The 23529-nt window shown below is 55.1% G+C and carries 22 protein-coding genes; 9 read left to right on the top strand and 13 right to left on the bottom strand.

The features are described 5' to 3' along the window. A partial coding sequence (locus tag AC2FNV_RS20500) for a DUF1194 domain-containing protein (RefSeq protein ID WP_496774313.1) occupies window positions 1-442 on the bottom strand: 442 nt, incomplete at its 3' end. Window positions 443-609: 167 nt separating this feature from the next. On the opposite strand from AC2FNV_RS20500, the gene AC2FNV_RS20495 reads away from it, so the two are divergent. From AC2FNV_RS20495 to AC2FNV_RS20465, 7 genes are all read left to right on the top strand, one after another. Further along, window positions 610-1146: a histidine phosphatase family protein gene (locus AC2FNV_RS20495; RefSeq protein ID WP_496774311.1), complete on the top strand. Its 537-nt coding sequence runs from the start codon at window positions 610-612 to the stop codon at window positions 1144-1146. Window positions 1147-1526: 380 nt separating this feature from the next. Then, complete coding sequence (locus AC2FNV_RS20490) at window positions 1527-2465, top strand: MBL fold metallo-hydrolase (RefSeq protein WP_496774309.1); 939 nt, start codon at window positions 1527-1529, stop codon at window positions 2463-2465. 102 nt (window positions 2466-2567) lie between these two features. Beyond that, window positions 2568-3344 (top strand): citryl-CoA lyase, encoded by a 777-nt coding sequence (locus AC2FNV_RS20485; protein WP_496774307.1) that lies wholly within the window; start codon window positions 2568-2570, stop codon window positions 3342-3344. A gap of 1 nt (window position 3345) precedes the next feature. Continuing rightward, window positions 3346-4659 carry a phenylacetate--CoA ligase family protein gene (locus AC2FNV_RS20480; RefSeq protein WP_496774306.1) on the top strand — a complete coding sequence of 438 codons (1314 nt, stop codon included), beginning with the start codon at window positions 3346-3348 and terminating at the stop codon, window positions 4657-4659. Between the two features lie 43 nt (window positions 4660-4702). Further along, window positions 4703-5287, top strand: coding sequence for a VOC family protein (locus AC2FNV_RS20475; protein ID WP_496774315.1), 585 nt, complete (start codon window positions 4703-4705; stop codon window positions 5285-5287). A gap of 50 nt (window positions 5288-5337) precedes the next feature. Next, window positions 5338-5904 carry a hemerythrin domain-containing protein gene (locus AC2FNV_RS20470; RefSeq protein WP_496774304.1) on the top strand — a complete coding sequence of 189 codons (567 nt, stop codon included), beginning with the start codon at window positions 5338-5340 and terminating at the stop codon, window positions 5902-5904. A 272-nt stretch (window positions 5905-6176) separates the two neighbouring features. Beyond that, entirely contained in the window at window positions 6177-6941 is a 765-nt protein-coding gene (locus AC2FNV_RS20465; RefSeq protein ID WP_496774302.1) for an NAD(P)H-dependent oxidoreductase, read from the top strand. 281 nt (window positions 6942-7222) lie between these two features. Here AC2FNV_RS20465 and AC2FNV_RS20460 read toward each other — a convergent pair whose 3' ends face one another. From AC2FNV_RS20460 to AC2FNV_RS20405, 12 genes are all read right to left on the bottom strand, one after another. Continuing rightward, on the bottom strand, window positions 7223-9286 hold the full coding sequence (locus tag AC2FNV_RS20460; protein WP_170605802.1) for an adenylate/guanylate cyclase domain-containing protein: 2064 nt from the start codon (window positions 9284-9286) through the stop codon (window positions 7223-7225). A gap of 23 nt (window positions 9287-9309) precedes the next feature. Next, window positions 9310-10512, bottom strand: coding sequence for an extracellular solute-binding protein (locus tag AC2FNV_RS20455; protein ID WP_170605800.1), 1203 nt, complete (start codon window positions 10510-10512; stop codon window positions 9310-9312). A 525-nt stretch (window positions 10513-11037) separates the two neighbouring features. Further along, window positions 11038-11508, bottom strand: coding sequence for a hypothetical protein (locus AC2FNV_RS20450; protein ID WP_496774299.1), 471 nt, complete (start codon window positions 11506-11508; stop codon window positions 11038-11040). Continuing rightward, on the bottom strand, window positions 11501-11986 hold the full coding sequence (locus AC2FNV_RS20445; RefSeq protein WP_217362378.1) for a DUF5681 domain-containing protein: 486 nt from the start codon (window positions 11984-11986) through the stop codon (window positions 11501-11503). Before AC2FNV_RS20445 ends, AC2FNV_RS20450 begins: the two co-directional genes overlap by 8 nt. A gap of 474 nt (window positions 11987-12460) precedes the next feature. Continuing rightward, complete coding sequence (locus AC2FNV_RS20440; RefSeq protein ID WP_170605794.1) at window positions 12461-12685, bottom strand: helix-turn-helix domain-containing protein; 225 nt, start codon at window positions 12683-12685, stop codon at window positions 12461-12463. Next, window positions 12643-14037 (bottom strand): FGGY-family carbohydrate kinase, encoded by a 1395-nt coding sequence (locus tag AC2FNV_RS20435; RefSeq protein WP_170605792.1) that lies wholly within the window; start codon window positions 14035-14037, stop codon window positions 12643-12645. The genes AC2FNV_RS20440 and AC2FNV_RS20435 overlap by 43 nt, the downstream gene beginning before the upstream one ends. Next, entirely contained in the window at window positions 14034-14348 is a 315-nt protein-coding gene (gene rhaM / locus AC2FNV_RS20430) for an L-rhamnose mutarotase (protein WP_170605790.1), read from the bottom strand. The genes AC2FNV_RS20435 and rhaM overlap by 4 nt, the downstream gene beginning before the upstream one ends. Before the next feature lies 1 nt (window position 14349). Then, window positions 14350-15333, bottom strand: a complete 984-nt coding sequence (locus AC2FNV_RS20425) for an ABC transporter permease (RefSeq protein ID WP_170605788.1) — start codon at window positions 15331-15333, stop codon at window positions 14350-14352. After that, on the bottom strand, window positions 15330-16310 hold the full coding sequence (locus AC2FNV_RS20420; protein ID WP_170605786.1) for an ABC transporter permease: 981 nt from the start codon (window positions 16308-16310) through the stop codon (window positions 15330-15332). Before AC2FNV_RS20420 ends, AC2FNV_RS20425 begins: the two co-directional genes overlap by 4 nt. After that, window positions 16307-17848, bottom strand: a complete 1542-nt coding sequence (locus tag AC2FNV_RS20415) for a sugar ABC transporter ATP-binding protein (RefSeq protein WP_170605784.1) — start codon at window positions 17846-17848, stop codon at window positions 16307-16309. The genes AC2FNV_RS20420 and AC2FNV_RS20415 overlap by 4 nt, the downstream gene beginning before the upstream one ends. Before the next feature lie 77 nt (window positions 17849-17925). Further along, a complete protein-coding gene (gene rhaS, locus AC2FNV_RS20410) occupies window positions 17926-18924 on the bottom strand; it encodes a rhamnose ABC transporter substrate-binding protein (RefSeq protein WP_170605782.1) in 999 nt (332 codons plus the stop codon). 49 nt (window positions 18925-18973) lie between these two features. Continuing rightward, window positions 18974-19777: a DeoR/GlpR family DNA-binding transcription regulator gene (locus tag AC2FNV_RS20405; protein ID WP_170605780.1), complete on the bottom strand. Its 804-nt coding sequence runs from the start codon at window positions 19775-19777 to the stop codon at window positions 18974-18976. Window positions 19778-19966: 189 nt separating this feature from the next. Between AC2FNV_RS20405 and AC2FNV_RS20400 the strand changes: the two genes are divergently transcribed. Then, window positions 19967-22066 (top strand): bifunctional rhamnulose-1-phosphate aldolase/short-chain dehydrogenase, encoded by a 2100-nt coding sequence (locus AC2FNV_RS20400; protein ID WP_170605778.1) that lies wholly within the window; start codon window positions 19967-19969, stop codon window positions 22064-22066. An 11-nt stretch (window positions 22067-22077) separates the two neighbouring features. After that, complete coding sequence (locus AC2FNV_RS20395) at window positions 22078-23307, top strand: L-rhamnose isomerase (protein WP_170605776.1); 1230 nt, start codon at window positions 22078-22080, stop codon at window positions 23305-23307. Window positions 23308-23529 lie beyond the last annotated feature (222 nt).

Raw genomic sequence — 23529 nt, 5'->3', positions numbered from 1 at the left:
CTGAAAAACTGTTCGGGCTGTCACCCGAGAAATCTATAACTTTTCGCCAACCTTCAAAATCGTTCTGCTCTATGAGCCTCTTCGCGTCGAGCAAGGCTGCCCCGATTGCATTTCGCCCATAGGCTTGCCGAGGCGGGCCTATCAATGCTTCTGCAAATACCTGTGCGCTTTTTGCTCCATCGATTTTGGTCCAATCGACAACAATTGCGGTATTCGCAGCCCACTCAACATAGGTCACCGCTATGGCGCCATAAGCTGACTCCTGTATTGCAGCAAGCACGCGAGGATCGGTGATTGCGTCAGCGTATCCTTGGCGCTGAAACTCGATTTCCGCCTCGGTTATTGATCCGGAAGCATCTGCCAGCAAAACGAGTTCAAGCTCCACCTCTTCTGAAAGAGCAGGCAAACCTAATAGGATGAATAGCACGGACAGGATACGCATACATAAAGGGTAGCGTATCTCTACAGCTTTGAAACCGCTTAACGCGTGATACGGTTTTTTGTCCTAACAACTAAAATACCACCCAGTTGGTGGGTGGCAACGAAAGAATCCGAACCGTCGAACCCGCCAGGCCTCGACCTTCAACAACTCTGCTTTACCTCTGGTTCATGCGTTGGATTGCAGTTCTATTTCTCTTTGTTCCCGGTATCGCGTACTCGAATGACTGGGACTTTTACTCCGAGCCTGGAGCAATCGCGATTATGCGTCATGCGCTTGCTCCTGGTACGGGTGACCCGGCAAACTTCGAAATTGGTGATTGCGCGACACAGAGGAACTTAGACGAGCGTGGTCGGGAGCAAGCACGAGCCATCGGCGCTGCATTGCGAGAGCGGGACATTAGTTTCGACGCAGTGCTCAGCAGCCAGTGGTGCCGAACTCTCGAAACGGCTGAGCTCCTCAATGTGGGGCCTGTCAGTGAAGCTCCACCCCTCAACTCATTCTTCGGCGATTATTCGACACGGGACAGCCAGACAACCCAGACACGCAACCTGATCGCTAAAACCTCAGGTCGTTTGATGCTCGTCACCCATCAGGTGAATATTTCCGCCCTCACGGGACAGACTACGCGATCCGGCGAGGTTCTCATAATTCGATCCACAGCAAATGGTGTCGAAGTTCTTGGCAGCATTATGATACAGCCGTAATTCAAGAGGTTGAGGCAAAGCTTACGTCCACCCGTGGCCAATTGAGATTTTTCAACCATTTTCTAATTCATTAATTCGGGTCCGAACAGGAAACCGACCACCCAAAATCAAGGCCACTTTAGGTAAGTTTTTTTGACCCAAAACCGTAATTCTATCTTTTTTGCGACAGGCAGTAACGTGCCGAGGCACACAAATAAGGGCTTCGTGCATAGTCACGCAACCAAGTCTCTCAGCTAATAAAATAATGCAACAAAGACGATATTGACAGTTGCTCTTACCGATCCAGCGAACTGTGCATGCTCGCACATCGCTGGTGCGCGTCTAGACCGAACACTTCATTGATCTAGCTCCCACCCAACAATCTTTTTGGAGACATCCTGATGAGCACCACCGCAAAACTATCCCGACGGACAATCCTTGCTGCAGGCGCTGCTTTGCCACTGGCTGCAGGGGCAACCGTTCAACCGAGTGCAGCACTTGCCGGAGCGAACGGAGCAAGGACCCCGAACGCAAGTAAGTATTCGTTCAATCTCGGTAATTTTGAAGTGTCGACGCTTCTCGTTGGAACTCGTACAGTCGAAGAACCCCAAAAGACATTTGGGATGAATGTATCTTCTGACGAGTTCAAGGCTGTTTCAGAAGAGAACTTCATTCCAGCCGACAAAACCCATTTCTTTTTCACGCCGACCGTTGTGAACACTGGCGAACAGGTCGTTTTGTTTGACGCTGGCCTTAATGCAGCAGGCACAACAGCAGCTCTTGAAGCGGCAGGCCTGGCGCCCAATGACATCGACATTGTCGTGATCACGCACATGCACGGCGATCACATTGGTGGTTTGACGGGCGAGGATGGCGCCCCGACCTTTGCAAATGCCAGCTATGTCACAGGGCAGCTCGAGTACGACACGACCGCCGACGCTGAAAACGAAGCATTCGATGCCAAGGTTCGTCCGCTTGCGGACAAGATGACGTTTATTGGAGATGGCGACACGGTCGTTTCCGGTATCACTGGTATGGCGGCCTTCGGCCATTCACCTGGTCACATGATCTACATGCTGGAAAGCGGTGGCAAGCAGCTCGTAATTACGGCGGACACGACCAACCATTATGTCTGGTCGCTTGCTTATCCTGACTGGGAAGTTCGTTTTGACCGTGACAAGGCAGCGGCGGCTGCAACTCGCCGAAAAGTCTTGGGCATGCTTGCCACCGAACGGATGCCCTTCATTGGCTATCACATGCCGTTTCCCGCTGTCGGCTATGTTGAAACGCGTGGCGACGGCTTCCGTTTTGTGCCGCACACCTATCAGACGTTGCTGTAGACTAAAGGCTGCGACTTGCGACTGAAGCAATAGCGGGGCGCATTATTGCGCCCGTTCAGCTAATTGATCTGTGGTAAGTTGCGATGAAAAGGGAGATTTCCGATGCAGATTGGGAAAGCCGGGAAGGCAATAACATCCATTTCGACAGCAACTCACGACACCATCACGGTACGAAACCATGACCTAGCACACGAATTGATGGGCAGTGTAACTTTTACCGAGTACTTTTATTTGTTGACGACTGGGCGCAAACCAACACCGGATCAGGCCTACTTTCTTGACGTCTTGCTGGTTTCGATCGCGGAGCATGGGCTGGTTCCAACCAACCAAGCTGCCAGGATGACTTACGCAGCTGACCCCGATTTCCTTCAAGGAGCAGTAGCCGCTGGACTGTTGGGCTGCGGCAAGGTTATTCTCGGAACGACCGAAATAGCAGGACGCTTTCTTCAGGAAACACACACCCGGATCGCGAAAAATGGCGAATCGCTGGACGACATCATTGTCGAGATGCGCGATGATGGCAGGCGCATTCCAGGCTTCGGACACCCCCTTCACAAGCCAATAGACCCTCGCGCGCAACGCATTCTTAACCTTGCCGAAGAACGGAAGGTCATGGGCACATACACACAGCTCGCCCGTGAGATAGAAGGTTCTGTGTCTCGCTTTTGGCCGAAGCCCTTACCGATGAACGTCTCTTTCGCAATTCCCGCAGTACTCCTCGATTTGGACTTTCCGCCTTCAGTGCTTAAAGCGGTCCCCATTCTGGCTCGCACGGCAAGTCTGTTAGCTCACCTCGCTGAGGAGAGCGAAACGCCTATCGGATTTACGTTGGCGCACCACGCGGAGATGGGCGTCAACTTCAAACCAACCAAGTCGTGAAATGGGCCAGCTAAAACTGTCTGACATGCCTTGGAACGAACTCGCCGCTGTGAATGATGCGGCATACCGGAAGCAGCTTGCGTATCTCTGGGAACACTCCGAGTTCTACCAGATAAAGCTCGCCGCGGCGGGAATAGCCTCGGCCGAAGAAGCCGGGGGACTCGACGACGTTTCGAAGTTGCCTTTCACTGAAAAAGACGAGCTACGTGCGTCGCGAGACGAAGATCACCCCATTGGGCGTCATCTTGCGGCCTCCATGACGGAAATCGTTCGGGTGTACTCGACCAGCGGGACTACAGGAACACCCAGTTACATCCCGCTTACTGCTGATGATTTGGCTAATTGGGTTGAAATTTCAACTCGATCTTATGGCGCCAGCGGATTGGCCAAGGGCGAACGTATGGTTACGACGTATAACGCCGGGCCGTTCGTTGCGGGCGTGACGCTGGACGCTTTTGCTAAACTCGGGGTCTGTCACATTCCAGTTGGTGCTGGAAATACCGAGCGCTTGATGACTGCTATTCAACTCCTAAAGCCTACCGTTCTCGGCTGTACGCCGTCTTATGCGCAGTACCTTTCGGAATGGGCGTTCGAGCGTGGAGTCGATACTGCTACGTCCTCGGTGAATAAGATTCTCGTCGCCGGAGAGCCCGGGGGTGGCGAACCCGCAATGCGGCAACGCATTGAAAATGCTTGGGGTGCGCGGGTGACTGAAGCAATGGGAATCGGTGACATATCTGTGTCGCTTTGGGGGGAGTGCACGCATCAGAACGGAATGCACTTCTCCGGCGCAGGTTTTGTTCACTTCGAACTTATTGACCCTGAATCCGGCACCAGCATCCCCATCGAAGACGGTTCAGAGGGCGAGTTGGTCTACACCCACCTTATGCACCAAGCTGCACCTCTTCTTCGCTTCCGCTCACGTGACAGGGTACGTCTAAGCACTGGAGCTTGTCCATGCGGCCGAGATACCCCGCGAGTGCGTTGCATCGGACGGACCGATGATCTTTTGATTGTGCGCGGCGTCAACGTGTTTCCTTCCGCTGTGCGAGACGTCGTCGGAAAAATCGGGGTTGAGGTCAGCGGAGCAATCTCGATCAGGCCAAAGACTAAATCAGTTAAGCAAGCACCACCATTACCAATCGTCGTCGAGTTGGCAAAAGACCAAGAAGCCGACGTTGGGCTGTCCAGTCTCATTCGCAAGCGCCTGCGTGACGAACTGCTGGTGACGACCGACATTACTTTAGTTCCTTTCGGCACTCTGCCCAGAACGGATTACAAGTCAAAGTTGGTCGATTGGTCCGAAACGGAATGAAGCCAAAATAGGGGGGGCAAACGAAATGGAAAAGAGCAACGACCTGCGGAAAATCCAAACGCAGGGCGTCCACCACATAACGATTATCGGAGCGGACCGGAAAACCTCCATCGACTTTTGGGAAGGCGTGTTGGGCATGCCGTTCGTCTTCGATCAGCCGAACCTCGACAATCCGAACGAAGGGCACATTTACTTCGATCCCGGTGACGGTCGTTTAATCACGATCTTCACAAATGAGGACCGCAAGCCTAACCCGACCGCTGTTCCCGAGGACATCGGATCGCTTCACCATCTTGCGTTGAACGTGAGCCAGGCGACGTTCTGGCAAGTTCCGTCGAGACTTGACGCACGTGGCGTCGCGCATTCCGGCCCTGTTGATCGTGGGTTTATGGATTCAATCTACTTCCGCGATCCTCTCGGCCTTCGGATCGAATTGGCTTCCTATCGTTTTGAGCCGCCCGAAGGCTGCCGCCACGCCGACGTGATGATCGAAGCTCACCGTATCCGGGTGACGAGGGGAGATCACCATATCGACAAGGAACATCTTGCTGACGCCATTGAGCTCCTGGTGCGTAGGGATCAGCAGTCCCTGTCTACGGATCGCTCGGCTCGAAACCCATACTCCTAAATAGTGTCAGGTAAGTATGGCTTCCTTTACGTGTTGAAAAGAAAGTTAAGATGGATAATTTTTCGACCCAACTCGGTCAACGCATTGGCCTCCCGGACGCGCTTTCAGTGCTGCTTAAAGAGTATCCCCGCGAAGGCTGGGAAGCACATCCAGGCTTTGAAGGCCTCGTCCGCTTTTGGCTGGACCGCCACATGATGTTCCGTCGGCTTTTGGAAATGCTGACGACTGAAACCGAGAAACATTTGGACCAAAAAACGGACCCGATGGTCTTCAAGGCGCATGTATCAAAGCTTGGCTCAATGCTGGTTGGCGAACTAAACGGTCATCACAATATAGAGGACGCTCATTACTTCCCCGTATTGGCGAAGAAGGAGGTCAGAATACAACGCGGTTTCGAAATCCTTGACCGTGATCACCACGCTTTGGATGATATCTTGCATCGTTACGTTGAAGCGGCGAATGCAGTGATAAATGCCGAACTCCAATCAACTCGAGAGATTGGTAAGTTCCTCAAAGAGACAAATGCACTTAAGAGTTTGTTGTCCCGCCATTTGATCGACGAGGAAGAACTTGTAGTTCCGGTGATCCTCAAGCACGGCGCGGGTGGTTTGGGATGAAATTCACGCCTAGCGGCAAGCAACAAACCCTCAAGCGGCTCGAAAAAAACAAGCTCGTCCGAATACAGTCGTATGCGAAAAAGCAAATAGCCTCTCTGTCTGTTGTGCCAACGTTCAACTCATCGACTTGAAACGTCTACTGTGTGGATTTGCTGACGACAGGGAGACGACCAGTTAAAGTTTGTTGAAGAATCCGCATGGTCACCGGCGAACAATTCCATTCGTGCTATTGGCTTGTATAAAATTCCACTTTGTTACTCTGGGAGTATTCCTTGGTTACGACTTTGATCGTTCTCGCGCATCCTGACAGGCGTTCCTTCAATGGTGCGTGGGCGGAGGCGACGCGAAAAGCCTGCATGGACGCAGGAGACACGGTTTTGTGTTCCGACCTTGTCGCCATGAATTTCAATCCAGTTGAGAGCGAGCGGCATTACTCGCACCTTTGTCCTGACAGATCTTTTGATCCGCTTCAGGCCCAAGAGGAAGCAGCCAAACTCGGGTGCTTGCCCTCAGAAGTTGAAAACGAGGTCAGGAAATTGCGTCAAGCTGACCGAATTATCTTTCATTTTCCCATTTGGTGGTTCGCCCCGCCCGGAATTTTAAAAGGCTGGTTTGACCGTGTTTTCGCGCATGGAGCGCTTCACAGCGTAGAACAAAGGTTTGATACTGGACAGTTTCGAGGAAGGAAGGCTCTTTTCTGCGTGACCACTGGTTCAAGCGGCTACGAGAGTTCATACAACGGCAAGGAAGGCGACATCCAAATGCTTCTCTGGCCTGCGGCGTATACGCTTCGATATCTTGGGTTTTCCGTTCTGAAGCATGAAATCGTCCATGGTGTTCACGGCTATCATGGAGAGGAACAACGCAGAGAGTTAGAGGCGCTGCTAAGGTGTGTTTTAGGTGATCAGCGCAGGTTGATTGAGGATTTTGACAATCGCCCTTTGCTCCAATTCAATCCGGACAACGATTTCGATTCGGAAGGTAAACTAAAGCCCGACCGACCCAGCCATACTCATTTCATTCGTCATGAACCTTGATCGCTTCGCCCGGAGGTTTTGATCAGACGAACTTGTCTTGAGCCGGGCACAGGGCTTTCATCGCCTCAGTCAATGACTAAATTATCGCTATTCATATATTTCAAAGCCCGTCCCGAGATCATTCGCCAAAGTTCAAGCCGATTTCGGGTGGAGTAGCGCTGTCTACTCTGATGAGACTTCAGCCAAACGGAGGACGATAAGACACTTTCGTGGACGCGGGATCACCAACCTCGCCGTATTTGTTAAAGGCCGCTTGCTTCGTAGAAGCTCGTTCGGTTCACTCAGTAATTTACATTCAGTATCGAAAGAAGATTCTTGATTTCTTTTATCGCTTCTGCCCTGTCATCAGGCGACATTTTTTGAGTTTCCAAGGTGACGCGAAGCCCCTGTGAGGAAATGGTGTGGATTGTCTCAATGAACCTCGTGTTGCCTGAAGGAAGATCGACAAGGTAGTTCCGAACCGGTTCTTCAAAGCCTTTGACGACCCTTGGCTCCGCCTCCGTAGCGTCGAACTGATTTCGAACCAGAGAAAATGTCTCATGCGCAATCGCGATTCTTCCTGGTTCGGCCAATGTCTGAAGCCTCGCGGCAAGGTTAACTTCATTGCCAATGATGGTGTAATCCATTCGGTCCTCGCTACCGAAGTTTCCCACAGTGCAATAGCCTGTATTAATGCCGATCCGCATCCTGAGAGGCTTCTCTATTCCCAAGTCCCTCCACTCACGCTCCAGCTCTTTGCCTCGTAATTGCATCTCGATCGCGGTTTGCACGCAGGCGACGGCGTCCTCACGGACACCGAGGGTTTCGGGATCACCAAAAAACATCATGATCTCGTCACCAATGTATTTGTCGATCGTAGCTCCGTTGCGCAAGGCGATCTTCGACATTTCCGTAAGGTAGTTATTCAATAAGTTGGTGAGCTCTTCGGACTCCAGTTTGTCAGCGGTTTCCGTGAAGCCAACAATGTCTGCAAACAAGACAGAAAGCTTCTTGCGCTTGCTCGCTATTTCCACTGTCTGCTGCCCACTGAAAATCGAAGAGTATATCTGTGGTGACAAATACTTGGACAACTGCGCTGACAACCCTTCAAGCGTTGCATTTTTCCGAGACACTTGCTCGGTTGCTTCCTCTGCTCGTCGTTTTGCCTCACGCAGTGCCAACTCCGATTGTTTTTGATGCGTAACGTCAGCGTAAATCGCAACGGTCCCGCCGTCGCTAGTCTTGTGCTCTGTCACCTCTATCCACCGATCCGGCATGTGGCGCTGAATAAAGGGACCTTCCGGTTTTTTGTGACGGCGGAGGCGATCGCGTTTCCACTCTTCTTCTCGATTGATTGCATCCAATATCTGCCCTGATCCCGCAGCCGCCTGAACGACCTCTTCAAACAAGATACCTGTTCTTAGAACTTCGTTCGTGTTTGGTTGGACAAGATCCTGGTATCGCCGGTTGGACAAGACCAAACGATCGTCACTGTCATACAATGAAAACCCTTCCGCAATACTTTCGATGGCATCGATGAGCCTTTGCCTCGCTTCAGCTACCTGACGAAGATTATTTTCCTCAACCTCTACCGCCGTATCCCTAAAAACCGTGAGCGCTTTTGCCATCTCAGCAATTTCATCTTTTGCTTTGGTTTCGGGGACGTGTGCACGCAGATCACCGCCCGCAATGGCCAACATCGAACGGCTTAAATCGCTCAACCGCGCTACGAAATTACGGTCAACTACCAGCCAAGTGAAAGCCAACAGCATTACCACGGTCAGAACACCAATAGCGATCCCTGCTATAATCGGGCGATTGTGGATTTCGCGCTCACGGTTTACCGCATTTTGCAACTCCGCGCGCAATTCGCGGTTGAGTTCTTCTAGTGCTCCGGACAACGTAACAAGAGCGGCATCCAGATATACTGCTCTTTCCAGTAAAGTATCCATGTCAACCGCATCGACCGACAGCGATTGTTCTGTTGCTTCAAGCTCGCTGTGCAAACGGTCAAAGGCTTCTTGAACCGTTGTCTCCGAACCAATTGTGCTTCGACCGGCGACGCCCTTGTGGATTGATGCCATTCGCGCTTCCAGGCGCTCAAAGGCGGATCGAAACGGCCGTACATCATCACCCTGTACTGAGCTGTCGGTCATGAATGAAACCGGCAGCTTTTTTGCTTCATCGCGCAGGTTCGAAACTAGGTCTCCAGCCGCGAGACTGTTTTCAATCGTCTCATGTGCAGACGAAATGAAGTTCACCGCATTTTGTAGCTCGCGAATGAAAACATTCACGATTAGAATCTGCAAAATGAGAAGCCCAACGGGAACGGTAATAGCAAGAAGCAGCTTATTACGAATCCGCATGACCCTAACCTTTTGTGATCCGGCTATATTTTACCCATTTCCTGCCATTTGTCGAAAATCGGCTCGATGGCAGCGCCAGCCAGGCCCATTGCCTCTTGAGGTGTCGCAATTCCCTTTGCAACATGCGCGAACATGTCTGGGATAATGCGGCGATTCTGCACCTCGTCGGTTGCAGCATTTGAAAAGCCGGGGAACCCGAAGTTTGTAAGAGTCTCAGGTACGGCTGAAAGAACATCGTACCGCCTATTTGTCTCGGAAGGGGCAAGTATCAGCTCGTCGAGATCAGGAACCGCACCCGGAAAAGCCGGCATGTTTTGGAACCCACTTTTGATCAACCCATCCCGAAACGACCCGATGTAGTCGAGAAGAAATTTTTGTGCGCCATCAACGTTGCGGGCGAAGCGCCAGATTACATAAGTATTGGTAGCAAACGCCGGACCACCTCCGCCAAATGGTCCACTGGGAAGTTTTGAAAGCGCAAGATCGGGCTCTACCGGCAAGCGCTTTGCTTCTGCTGCTCGCACAACAGACATGGTGTCGATGGTCAAACTTGCAGCGCCGGACAACATTGCTTGGTTATTGGATGCTGAAGTCCAGTTGAGGACTTCCGGAGACATCGTTTCCTCATAAAGAGCCTTCCCGAACTTCAATGCCTCAAGAGTATTTTTTGAAACCAATGCCGGACGGTCGTCCTCGCTCTGAACAAAAGATCCGAAGGCTGCCATCAGTGCGCGCAAGCTATGGTCTGCATTGTGTTCGGCGGCGTAACTGAGCCCTACGGGCGCATCGAAAAGAAGCTTTGCGGCGCGACCTGCCTTTCTAATACTATCCCAGTCTTCTGGTACTGTTCCAACGGCGCTCCAAACATCACTGCGATATGTGACAACTGTCGGTGCATAACTTTCAGCGAAGCCATGGTAGCGACCTGTACGCGGATTGAAAACACTTCGGCGCGTGAAGTCATAGGCTTTGCCAAATCGCTTTTCACACTCAAGATGGATATCTCTGTGATCGATAGTGTGATCTTCCAGCGAAGGGCGTGGTGACAGAAAAAGTACCAAATCGTGCCCCTCGCCAGCTTTCACTTCTTCAGCAGCAAGTTGCCCGATTTCGCCAAGGCCCACGTTTGATACAATAACGTCCGTGTCGTTGTCTTGTGACCACGATTTTACAAACTCGTCGTTAAACCAAGCTTCATATGCCGGAACAAAGTTCTTCCAACGCATGATACGCAGCGTTTTCTGAGATGCATTTGCCCTGCTAGGTAATAGTGCAGGCGTGGTGAGGCCCGCGCCGAAACAAGCGCTAATTCCGGAAATTATTTCTCTTCTGTTCTTCAAGTCTCTTTCGATCTGGCTTTTGAGATGCCTGGAATTTCCGTTGCCCCCCTAAATTGACCACTAAACAAACCTGTCGAAGCCTAGCTTAGCATATGCCAAATTGTCTATCGGCGCGCAAGAAATTCAACTTGTGCAACTTATAGAGCAAAAGGCGCATGTTGCCTGTTTCGTATATGACCGCTTTGGACTCAAGGCGGTCATCTGAGTGATTTTGTCAGATGTCCGCTTTACAGTCTTCAGCGGTCAAACGCGGCGTGCGACACGGCGACATGTGCGACACTGACGTATCGCAGCGGGTTTGAAACGACGCCTCTTTCAGAGCCGAAATCTCAAGTCCAATGGTGAGTTTTTAATAGTGATTGGCGCCCCAAAATTGATACATTTTGATAGTTGCCAGTGCAATGGTAGGCATCAGGCGCCTCCCAGCACTTTGGCTTTTGCTTTAATTATGACTTCAGAAATATAGCTATCTCGTTGTTGGAAAAATCGGCGTCCGTCGGCACTGTTCTTCCAGAACTCCAGCAACTCGTCATGAGTTGAGCCCCTCGCCATCGGCTTTTTGCGTTCAGCTGGGTTATCAGTGAGGTAGGTGGCGATGATCATGTCGTCTTTTCGGATTTCTTCTTCGCCGTCGAAAAGAGCCGGATCGGGATCGCGAACGGGAGGAAATCTTGGCCTATCCCCCATGTGGGGAACGCCTTCAGCCGATAGTCGATCACAAATCGCTTGCAGTTCTTCTCTGAATTCTGTGTCTTTCGACGGGTCTGTCCATTTTGCCAATGCTCTGGCTTCCTGACGTTCTACCGCCGCGAGGTACAAATCGCGGGGTATGGCCAGATGTTCTCGATATCTTGCTATCCTGACTTTAGGGGTATCAGCCACCGAGCAATTCCAGTCTTGATTGCAGCTCATCCAATTCAAGATGAAGTTGTTCTGTCTCGATAGCTTTTCGGGCGGCTTCAATGGAACGCAGCAGCGCGTCTGCTTCATCGGTCGTGATCTGACCTGAAGCAACTGCTCCTAGAACAGAATTCACGGCTTTCAAAATGTCTTCAGGGCCGTTTATCTTTGGCAGGACGACTTTGAGCGGGCGACACTTTCGGGGTGGCAGAATGCGCTCAAGGCACAACCGTATTGCGGTCATGTCACCTGCTTTTGCCAAGTCTATCGCCTTTTGCGTAATAGCTTTGGCATCCCCGTCCATCATTGCTTCGGCCGCCAGTGTCGCTTTGTTGCGCGCGCCCTTGGGTCTTCCCTTAGGATTTCCGCTCTTACCCTTGGGAAACTTTCCGGCTTTTGAAGTCAAAGCCTGTTTTGCTGCTGTATTTTCAGGCTGCGGTTGCGAATTCGGTACGGTCACAGCTAACGGCTTTCATTAGAGGTAAAGGTCAGCTTAGTTTACCTAAATTTAGTCAAGCCGTATAGCTGAAATTGACCTTGAGACATCAATCATTCGAATTTCTTGAATGGCAGTATTTGGTAAGAGCCGTTGCGTCTGCTAATGCGCTTTGAGCACTTGTCAGTGAACTCGAGTTCACTCGTCTCGATGCACTTGCATTAATCACAGTATTAAAAGCAGCCATTCATCCAACCCGCAGTGAATGACCGCTTCGAGCCCAAAGTTACCGGGTGCTGCAGTCCGCGCTAAGGACGGCAATGCGCAGAAAGCCGACTTTGCAAAGCTAGGCTTGTGACCCATTGTTAGCATTCGCGTTTCGCTGAACCGTTGGATGGTTTTGCCCCAAATGACCGATGGTGCCGCTAGCATCAATTTTCATTCAAAATTGGCTTCAACCAACAACTGCAAGGCGTTCCCTGTCAATTCGAGTTGATATCAGCAATGATCACCCCTTTTTGCCATTCGAAGCTCACCTGGCGTTTGGCCAGTCCAAGCGCGAAACGCTCGGGTGAAGTTCGAACTGCTTGTGTATCCAAGCGAAGCCGCGATCTTCATATCGGTGGTCTGCAACCATTCTGTGGCAAGCATCCTTCTAATTTCCTGCCGAGTAGGGTATCCTATGGGCGTCGTTCCAAGTCTGCTTTTGCGGCTCTGTGCCAACTGTTCGCGTAACGTTGGTAGCTCACGTAGGTTTTGTGAAAATAGGTTTCGACGTCGAAGGCCGCGCGCTCGGGGAGTGCACCTGTCGCCAAGAGGGCGGCTCCCTGGCTCGTCCCTGTTGCGGTGGCGGTCGCGTCGACCCTGCAGTTTGTCGCCGCGGCGAGCATAGTGACGAAGCCTTTGTTCCTGGCAAATGGACCTTCGACGATAATGCGGCCCTTGTGTCCGGTCAGCGACAGGCATTCCGCGGTCATCAACCCGAGGTAAAAACTTACCGCCGCCGCGCGTTCCTGGGTTCCGGGCAAGGGCTCTGACCCCATCCAGCTATGTTCTTGTCCCTGAAACGGTCCGCTGTCCGAGACCATTGCGGGCAAGAGCATGGGGCCGTCTTTCGCGACCAAGTCAAGGAATTGCTCGGCACATTCGGTGGTTTGACCGTTCACCGCCAACTCGAACTCGCGTCCCCCCATGAAACGGGCGGAGGGTACCGGGGCACCCAGTGCGTTGACGTTAAAAAGCGCGTCACGCGAAGGGTCCAGGGTTACTTCTTCGCCGCCGATGGTCATGGCAATGACCCATGTACCGGTCGAAACGACGGAAAACGGCCCGGTTCGGGTCAGTATATGAGGCAAAAGTGATGCGTTTGAATCGTGGATGCCGCAGTGCACCGGCGTGTCAAAGCGCAGGCCGGTTTGCGATGCGACCTGCGGCAACACGGGTCCGAGAACCTCCGCAGATTTGCGCGCGGGCGCCATTATTTCAGATATGCCCAACCGTTCGACCAACGAAGAATAATGCGCCTTGGACGGATTCCACAGATCCGTGTGACAACCAAGGGACGACACGTCGCTGGCCGGCACGCCTGTCAGGCGAAGCCCCCAGTACTGGGGATAGGTGAGAATGGTGGCGGTGCGTTCGCGAAGCGCGGGGTCCTGCTCAAATTGCCAATGCAACTGCGCGCCCAGGTTCAAACCCATCGGCAACCTTGGCGATCCGGTTTCCTCAAAGGGTGGGCGTATGGCGTCGTAGGCCGCGGCCAGATCTTCAGGGCCTGTGTGCTCATAGTCGAGGATCGGGGTAGCAAGCGCGCCGTTTGGCGCGATCAGGGCGCAAGACGCCCCGTGGGTCGTGATGGAAATGGCATCTACGCCGTGCTCCTTCTGAAACTGCTCCAACCCGTCCAGAAGGAAGCGCCAGATCGCCTCAACATCGAAGTGCGGATAGGGTGGAGCGGCGAGAACCATGTTAGGCCGGGTCAGCACCTCCACTTCGGACATATCAGTCGCATCGACCAGCACAAGCTTGGCGTTGGTCTTGCCAATGTCGATGACGGCGACGTGCCGGGGCGTCATGGCATGTGGAAGACGGGCGTCAGCGGCACCGCCACGGGCTCGTTGTCGGGCTTGGTTTCCATGATGTCCGCCATATGCGCCCACCATCGCTGCATGATCTCGTGGCCGGGCAAGGCATCCATTTTGTGGTCGTCGGTGCGCCAGAGGACGCCAAAAAGAATGTTCGTTTCTTCGTCCAGATGGATCGAATAGTCGGACACGCCTGCGTCTTTCAGCAGCGTGGAAAGCTCTGGCCAGATCTCATCGTGGCGCTTTTCGTATTCATCCTTGCAGCCCGGGTTGAGCTTCATCTTGAAGGCGTATTTTTCCATGTCAGCCCCTCCACATCGACCAGAGCCGGGGCAGCGCGATGACCGAGATCAGTAGCGCCCCGATAACAATCGACATCACGATACCGGGTACGTTCAGCAAGCCAAGTCCGAAAGTCACAAGCCCCATAACAAAGGCCGCGATCACAACGCCGGGGATGGAGCCGGAGCCGCCGAGGATGTTGACCCCGCCAAGGACGACCATGGTCACGATCTCAAGTTCCCACCCGAAGGCGATCGAGGGTCGGGTCGAGCCGAGGCGGGATGTCAGGCAGACGGCGGCGACCCCGGACATCAGGCCCGTCAGCAGGAAAAGGGTGAACTTCACCCGGCCCACCCGAATGCCCGAAAACAGCGCCCCGGTGGCATTGTTTCCGATGGCATAGACCGCGCGGCCGAAATTGGTCATGTGCAGGATGACCGCGTAGATCACCGCAATGATGGCGAAGAGGACGAATTCGAACGAAATCACCCACCAGACATAGCCCTGACCGAAGAAGGCGAAATCGGCTGGATAGCCCTTGTAAACCTGATCGCCCAACACGATGAAACTGATCCCGCGAAAAAGGCTCATCGTGCCGATGGTGACGACGATGGATGGCAGGCCAAGGCCGGTGACGAGGAAACCGTTGACCGCCCCACAGGACAGACCGACGGCCAGACCAATCAGGACCAGCCCCTCTGTCCCGACACCCGCCTGCACGGCGGCGCCCATGGCTGTCGAGGCCAGTGCGATGATCGCGGCGACGCTGAGGTCGATTTCGCCAGAGATGATAAGCAGGGCCATGGCAAAGGCGATCATCGCCTTTTCGGTGAAGTTGAAGGTCGCGTCGGAGAGGTTCCAGGCGTTCAGGAAATAAGGTGAGGCGAAGCTGTTGGCGATGAAGATGCCGATTGCGACCAGCATCAGCAGACTTTCCCAGCTTTTAAGGTTCCGCTCCAGCGGCGAGCGCAGGCGATCGGGGATCGAGCGTGTCGTCGTGGTCATGTCGCGTGCTCCGCGCGTTTAAGGATGATGCGGCCCTTCGTCCGGTTGGCCTGGGCGTTCAGAACAACCGCGATGATGATCGCGCCGCCCGAGATGGCCATTTGCCAGAAGGGAGAGATGTTCACGACCGGCAGGGCATTGGCAATGATGCCGAGGAACAGCGCGCCCAGCAGCGCGCCGAGGACCGAGCCGATGCCACCCATGATCGACACGCCGCCGATGACGCAGGCCGCCACGACGGTCAATTCAAACCCCCCGGCAACATCGACATAAGCAACCGCGAAGCGAGAGACCCAGAGGTAGCCGGTCAGACCGGCCAGCGCGCCAGAGATCGTGAAGGCCCAGAACTGAGTCCGGCCCACGTTGATCCCGGCATAGGTCGCCGCATGGGGGTTGCCCCCGGCAGCGTAGAAGGCGCGGCCCAGGGTGGTGCGGGTCATGACGATGGTGAACAGGATCACTGCCGCGATGGCAAACCAGCTTAGCACCGGAAGACCAAGAAGCTCGGTGCGCGGGAATGCCTTGAAAGAGTCGCTCATCTCGTGGCTGTTGACCCATTTGCCCTCGGTCAGAAGGAAGATGGTTCCCCGGAAGATGGTCATGGTGCCAAGCGTCACCACGATAGGCGGGATGTACAGTTTCCACACAAGGATACCGTTGAACATTCCAAGGCACGCCCCGAACCCGGTGGCCACGACCAGCGTTACGATAATCGGCAGACCGGGTGCCGAGATATTGATCAGGGACACGACCATGCCGGTCAGCGCGATGTTGGCGGCGACCGAGAGGTCGATGCACTTTGTCAAGATCACGATCATCTGGCCGATGGCTAGCAGGATAAGCGGCGAGGTGTCGTTGAAGACGGAAGCCAGGTTCGACAGCGTGATGAACGCCGGGAAGCGGCTTGAGATGATGCCAAGCACCAATACGATGGCGACCAGCAGCAAAAGTTCGCGGGAGGCGAGGATACGTTTCATTGCGCGGCCTCCCTGATTCCTGCGGCGTGGCTGACAAGCGTTTCGGGCGTGATCTGGTCACGGGTCAGTTCCGCCACGATGCGCCCCTCACGCATGACGATCACTCGATCCGACATGCCCACGATCTCGGGGATTTCGGAACTGACCATGATGACGGCGAGCCCTTGCGCGGCAAGCTCCGCCATGAATTCATGCACGGCGGCCTTGGACCCGATGTCGATGCCCTTGGTGGGTTCGTCCAGGATGATGACCTTGGGCTGAGTGGCGAGCCATTTGGCGATCACGACCTTCTGCTGGTTGCCACCCGACAGGTTGCCGACATCGGTGTCCAGCGAAGCGGCGCGCAGGTCGAGACGTTCGGTATACTCCCGTGCCAGCTTGAATTCCTCGGCCAGCTTGATGAACCCCTTGCGCGAGGTGCGAGCGAGTGACGGTAGCGTCACGTTCTGAAAAATCGGCAGCGCGCCGATTGTGCCTTGTTTGCCCCGGTCCTCCGGGACATAGACGATGCCACTTGCAACCGCGTCGGCGGGCGATGCAATCGAAACCGGTGCCCCGTCGATCCTCACGGTTCCGCCCGAGGGGCGGGTGATCCCGAAAAGGGCCTGCATGAATTCGGACCGACCTGCGCCGACCAGCCCGTAGAACCCGAGGATTTCGCCGCGCCTGAGCGTGAAACCGATGTCCGCGAATTCGGTCGGGTGGTCGTACCCCGCGACTTCGAGGATATCGTGGCCGACGTTGTGGTCGCGTTCGGGGAAAATCTGGCTTACGTCGCGGCCCACCATAAGCTTGACCAGTTCCGGCTCACTGACATCTACAATCGCCCCTTCGCCGACCATCTGGCCGTCGCGATAGACGGTGTAGAAATCGGCGATGCGGAAGATCTCGTCAAACTTGTGGCTGATGAAGAGGATCGCCTTGCCTTGCGCCTTCAGGCTTTCGACAAGTTCGTAAAGCTCTTCGATTTCCTTCTGGCTGAGGGCTGCTGTCGGTTCGTCCATGATCACAACGCGCGCGTCGATGGACAGCGCCCGGGAAATGGCAACCAGGTGCTTGTTCGCGGTTCCTAGGTCCTTGAGCGTAGCGCCCGGATCAATCTTGGCCCCGATTTCATCCAGAATCTCTCGCGCGCGGGTCGCCATGGCGGGTTTGTCGATCAGGCCAAATCGCCCCTTTGGCGCATGGCCGAGAAAGATGTTTTCCGCCACCGTCAGTTCGTCGAAAAGTACGGTTTCCTGATGGATGGCGGTCACGCCAGCGGTTTCGGCGGATTGCGGTGTCGGGAAACTGAGAGCCTCGCCATCGATCCGGATGTCTCCCTCGTCGGGTTGATAAATGCCCGTCAGAACCTTCACCACGGTGGACTTGCCAGCACCGTTTTCGCCCACCAGTGCCGTGACCTTGCCCGGGTAGAGGTTCAGCGAAACATCTGACAGGGCCCGCACGCCGGGAAATGTCTTGGTCACGCCGGACAGGCTCAGAAGCGGTGTAGGGGCGGCGGCGTTCGACACGTCTGGTCTCAATTCCAACTTCATAGACAGTGTTTCTGGATGTGGGCAGAGTAGAGTGTCGGGGCGCGGGTCATCGCCCACGCCCCGACACGTCGTTCAGATTAGAAGATCGACTTGAACTGTTCGATGTTCGAGCTGTCGTAGGTGAACGGATCAGCCATGGCTGCCGAGCCGGTGTCATCCAGCGTCACCGAGCCCATGCGGCCCATCGGGATTTCGGCACCGGCACCGGTTTCAGCACCGTTGGCGATTGCATGCGCCAGCATGGTGGCCGAGTAGCCAAGGTCAATCGGGTTCCAGATCGCGAAGCTCTTGGTTGCACCGCTATCAACACAGCCTGCCATCTCGGACGGGAGGCCCAGACCAGTCACGTTGATCTCACCGATCTTGCCTGCGTCGGTCACCGCCTGGCAGGACGCCAGGATACCAACGGTCGTTGGCGCGATGATCGCCTTGAGGTTAGGGTAGGATGCCATGAGGCCCTGTGCTTCACGGTAGGATTTGTCACTGAGGTCGTCGCCATAGACGGTGGCCACCAGATCGACGCCGTCATAGTTCGGAAGAACCTCTTTCGCGGCCTCGATCCAGGCGTTCTGGTTGGTTGCCGTGGCCGACGCCGAGAGGATCGCAACTTCACCACCATCCGGCATGTGATCCGCGGCAAGCTTGATGATCGTGTTGCCGATCAGCGGGGTCGAGGATGGGTTCAGGTGCATCTGGCGTCCGCCTTCAGCCACACCCGAGTCCCAGGAAATCACGGTGATACCGCGGTCCATCGCGCGTTTCAGCGCCGGCACAAGTGCATCAGGGTCGTTTGCCGAAATCGCGATGGCGTCGACACCCTGCGCGATCAGGGAGTTGATGACCTCGATCTGACCTTCCGCGGTGGTGTCGGTCGGGCCGGTGTAGATGATCTCGACATTGCCTAGCTCTCCTGCGGCCTCTTCAGCGCCATCGGCGGCTGCTTCAAAGAAGCCGATACCAAGCGCCTTTACGACCAGAGCGATGCGCATGTTGTCCTGCGCCATCGCCGTGGTGCCAAACATGCTGGCGGCAAGGCTCATCCCTGCGACAAGTGATGTGAAAGTACGACGTTTCATGATAGTTCCTCCCAGAAAGTCATCTTTGGGTCTCGGGTTCCAGAGGCGGTCAAGAGGCCACCTCGTTTTCTTGAACGCTGCCCGACTGGGTAACGATCAGATTCACATCGGCAGCCTCAAGCATGGCCGCCGCCTTGTCAGGAATTCCTTCGTCGGTGATCACGGTCGTGATCCGGTCCAACTGACAAAGCACTAGGCTGGAGCGCTGCGCGAATTTCGAACTGTCGACCAGAACGACAAGCTCATCCGCCTGTCCGATCAGTTTCTGTTCTGCCTGGATCAGAAGGGGATCGGCCTCCATCAGACCGATGGGTCCCAGCCCCTGCGCTCCCATGAACATGCGCTTTGCATAGAAGTTGCGGGTCACGTCGTTATCAAAGGGCGACAGGATTATGTTCTGTTCCCGGTAGATCGCGCCGCCTGACAACATGATCGTGTTCTTCGAATGCTTCAGCAGGTGCTCGGCAATCGGGAACGAATTGGTAAAGACCTGCATCCTGCGGCTGGCCAGCGGATGCACCATCTGAAAGGTCGTTGTGCCCCCGTTTATGATGATGCTGTCACCTTCGCCACACATCTCAACCGCCGCGCGGGCAATCGCCTGCTTCTCAGCGATATTCATGGTTTCGTTGACGACGAACGGACGGCCCGCCAGCCCTGCGAACTGCGGTGGCGTTATGGCCTCAGCGCCGCCTCTTACACGGCGTACCTTCTGTTTCATGTGAAGTGTTGAAATGTCGCGTCGGATGGTGGCTTCGGACACGCCGGTCAGGGTGCACAGGTCTCCAACCGTCACGACGGGGCGATCCTGCACCGCTGAAATGATGATCCTATGGCGTTCTTTTTCGTGCAAAGCCACCTCCCTTTCACTCCACGCTGCGCAGATTCGTTGCAGCTGTCAATCATTTTCGATCACTTTCAATCGTTCTGCATTGCAGAATGATTGTTTGTGATTGTTTTTGATTGACATAGCGACGCACTCTACTAAGCCTAAACGCGATGATGCAGTACCGACCGCTGCATCCGTGAGGAGGGCAGAACATTGAAATCCATCGAAAATCAGTTTCTTGAGAACCGCTGGGATGACGCCGTGGCAGGTGGCATGTCCGAATCGGAACTGCTTCTCTATCGCTCCAACACGCTGGGTTCGGATAAGCGCGTCACGAACTATGGCGGCGGCAATACCTCTGCGAAGGTCATGGAAACCGACCCACTTTCCGGCAAAGAGGTCGAGGTTCTCTGGGTCAAAGGTTCCGGCGGTGACATCGGGTCCATGAAGCTTGACGGCTTCTCCACGCTTTACATGGACAAGCTGAACGCGCTGAAGGGGCTTTATCGCGGGGTAGAGTTTGAAGATGAAATGGTCGGCTATCTGCCCCACTGCACCTTCAAACTGAACCCGCGCGCGGCCTCGATTGACACGCCCTTGCACGCCTATGTGCCGCGCAAACATGTCGATCACGTCCACGCCGACGCGATTATTGCGATCGCAGCGTCGAAGAATTCGAAGGAGCTGACCCAAGAAATTTTCGGTGACCGGATCGGTTGGCTGCCGTGGAAACGGCCGGGGTATGAACTGGGCCTGTGGCTTGAAAAGTTCTGCCTTGAAAATCCGGATGCCGATGGCGTTGTCCTTGAAAGTCACGGATTGTTCACATGGGCTGACATGGCGAAAGACTGCTACGACTGCACCATTGACGTGATCAACGTCGCGACCAAGTGGTTGGCCAAAAAGACCGCCGATGTTCCGGCCTTTGGCGGAGCGGTCCACGAAAGCCTCGCCATGGAAGGTCGGCGGGCCGTTGCGGCCCGGCTGATGCCCGCGATACGTGGCTTTGTCAGTGGCAACCAGCACATGGTCGGGCATTTCAACGACAGCGACTCGGTGCTTGAGTTCGTGAATTCTAAGGAGATGGAGACGCTGGCGGCCCTTGGCACGTCCTGCCCCGACCATTTCCTGCGCACCAAGATCCGGCCTTTGGTCGTCGGCTTCGACCCGGCCCAGAACAACATCGACGCAGTGCTTGAAGGCCTGCCCGCGCAAATCGCGGCCTATCGTGAGGACTACACGGCCTACTACAACCGTTGCAAACACGATAACTCGCCTGCACTTAGGGACCCTAACGCGGTTGTCTACCTGATCCCCGGGGTCGGCATGATCACCTTTGCTAAGGACAAGGGCACGGCCCGCATTTCCGGCGAATTCTACGTCAACGCGATCAATGTTATGCGCGGGGCAAGTGCCGTCAGCGAATACTGCGGCCTGCCGGAGCAGGAAGCTTTCGACATTGAATACTGGCTGTTGGAAGAAGCCAAGTTGCAGCGCATGCCGAAACCAAAATCGCTGGCTGGTCGCGTCGCGCTGGTTACCGGCGGCGCCGGTGGCATAGGGTCGGCAACGGCAGAACGTTACCTGTCCGAGGGCGCCTGTGTCATGCTGGCCGACATCAATCCCGACAGCCTCACCGCGACGGAAGGGGTCCTGACCCAGCAGTTCGGCAAGGACGTCGTGAGCGCCGTCCTGATGGACGTCACGGATGAAAATGCCGTGGCCCGCGCGTTGGTTGAAACATCCGTCGAATTTGGCGGCATCGACATCCTTGTCTCGAACGCCGGGATCGCATCCTCTGCCCCGGTTGAGGAAACAACCCTCGACCTTTGGAACAAGAACATGGACATCTTGTCCACGGGGTATTTCCTCGTCAGCCGGGAGACTTTCAAGATCATGCGGGTGCAGGACATGGGCGGATCTATCGTTTTCGTAGCCTCGAAAAACGGGCTTGCCGCCTCGCCCAATGCCTCGGCATATTGCACGGCGAAGGCCTCGGAAATCCACTTGGCCCGTTGCCTTGCGCTGGAAGGTGCTGAGGCCGGGATCAGGGTCAACGTTGTGAACCCGGATGCGGTGTTGCGGGGTTCCAAGATCTGGGAAGGCGATTGGCTGGATCAGCGGGCTTCGACCTACGGCACGGACAAGGAGGGGCTGGAAGAGATGTACCGCAACCGATCCATGCTGAAACGCTCAGTCCTTCCGGAAGATATCGCCGAGGCCTGTTATTTCTTCGCCGCCGAGACCTCGGCCAAATCCACGGGCAACATTCTGAACGTTGATGCGGGCAACGTTCAGGCCTTCACGCGATAGGGAGACGGTCCATGAGCTATGAGAGCGCCAAAGCGCAATTCGCTGACTGGGGCGTCGACACTGAAGCTGCGATCAAGGCTCTGAGGGACATCCCGATTTCCGTTCACTGTTGGCAAGGCGACGACGTGGTCGGGTTCGAAAACCAAACCGGCACCTCGGGCGGGGGCATTCAGGCAACCGGAAACCATCCGGGCCGGGCCCGCAACCCGGACGAACTGCGGGCGGATCTTGAGTTTGCCTATGCAAAAATCCCCGGGTCACATCGGTTGAACCTGCACGCGATGTACATGGACACAGACGATACCCCGGACCGGGATGAGATCGAGTACCGACATTTCGTGCCATGGGTCGACTGGGCCAAGGACACCGGCATCGGGCTGGATTTCAACCCGACCTTCTTTGCCCATAAAAAGGCCGACGACAACCTGACGTTGGCGCACCCCGACAAGGGCATCAGGGACTTTTGGATCGAACATGGGAAACGCACGAGGGACATCGCGGCGCAGATGGGAGCCGAGCTTGGTTCACCCTGCATCAACAACATTTGGGTTCCGGATGGGTTCAAGGACCTTCCCATCGACCGTATGGCGGCACGGGCCCGGCTTGAGGTCTCGCTCGACACCATGCTGGCCGAGGCGAAATCGGATATGCTGGATGCGGTCGAATCCAAGCTTTTCGGCATCGGGGTCGAGGCCTGCACGGTGGGCAGCCATGAGTTCTACATGGGCTATGCGATCCGCAACAACACACTGCTGTGCCTCGACATGGGGCACTTCCACCCGACCGAGAATATCGCCGACAAACTGAGCGCCGTGGCCCTGTCTCTGGATGAGCTTCTGCTGCACGTGTCGCGCCCTATGCGTTGGGACAGCGACCATGTGATCATGCTGAACGATGACATACTGGCGATGGCACATGAACTGGTCAGTGGCGACCTGTTGGGCAAAACCCATATCGGGCTTGATTTCTTCGACGCTACGATCAGCCGCACGGCCGCTTGGGTGATTGGCACGCGCAACATGCAAAAGGCGCTTCTGCAGGCGCTTCTGAAGCCCTGGGATCGCTTGCGAGCAGCGGAGGACGCGCTGGATTTCACAAGCCGGTTTGTTGTGACAGAGGAACTCAAGGACCTGCCCTACGGAGCGGTGTGGTCTGAATTTTGCGCCAGAAACGGCGCGCCTACAGGTACTGAGCTGATCACTGAGCTTGACGCTTATCAGGCCGCTGTAGCGGGTCGCTGAGGCACGGTACAATTTTGTGGGAAGTCGCCGTCTGGACAATCTATGTTGGAAAGAAGGCCAAGATTGCGTTCGAAAGAAAGCGGTCGTTGCACCGGCGACCATTGAGCGGCCGCTTTGTCCTGTGTGGATGGCTCCTGCAAAGCAAGACATTTTTGTGAGGGGTGTGTGGTCAGAAGCGGTCTTGTGTCCGGCCTGTTTGCGCGGTGCGTCTGACCGCTGGCC

It is taken from the genome of Ruegeria sp. BHSA163 (assembly GCF_059613365.1).
Note: the sequence above shows the minus strand (reverse complement) of the source record. Positions and strands in the feature narration are given on the sequence as shown.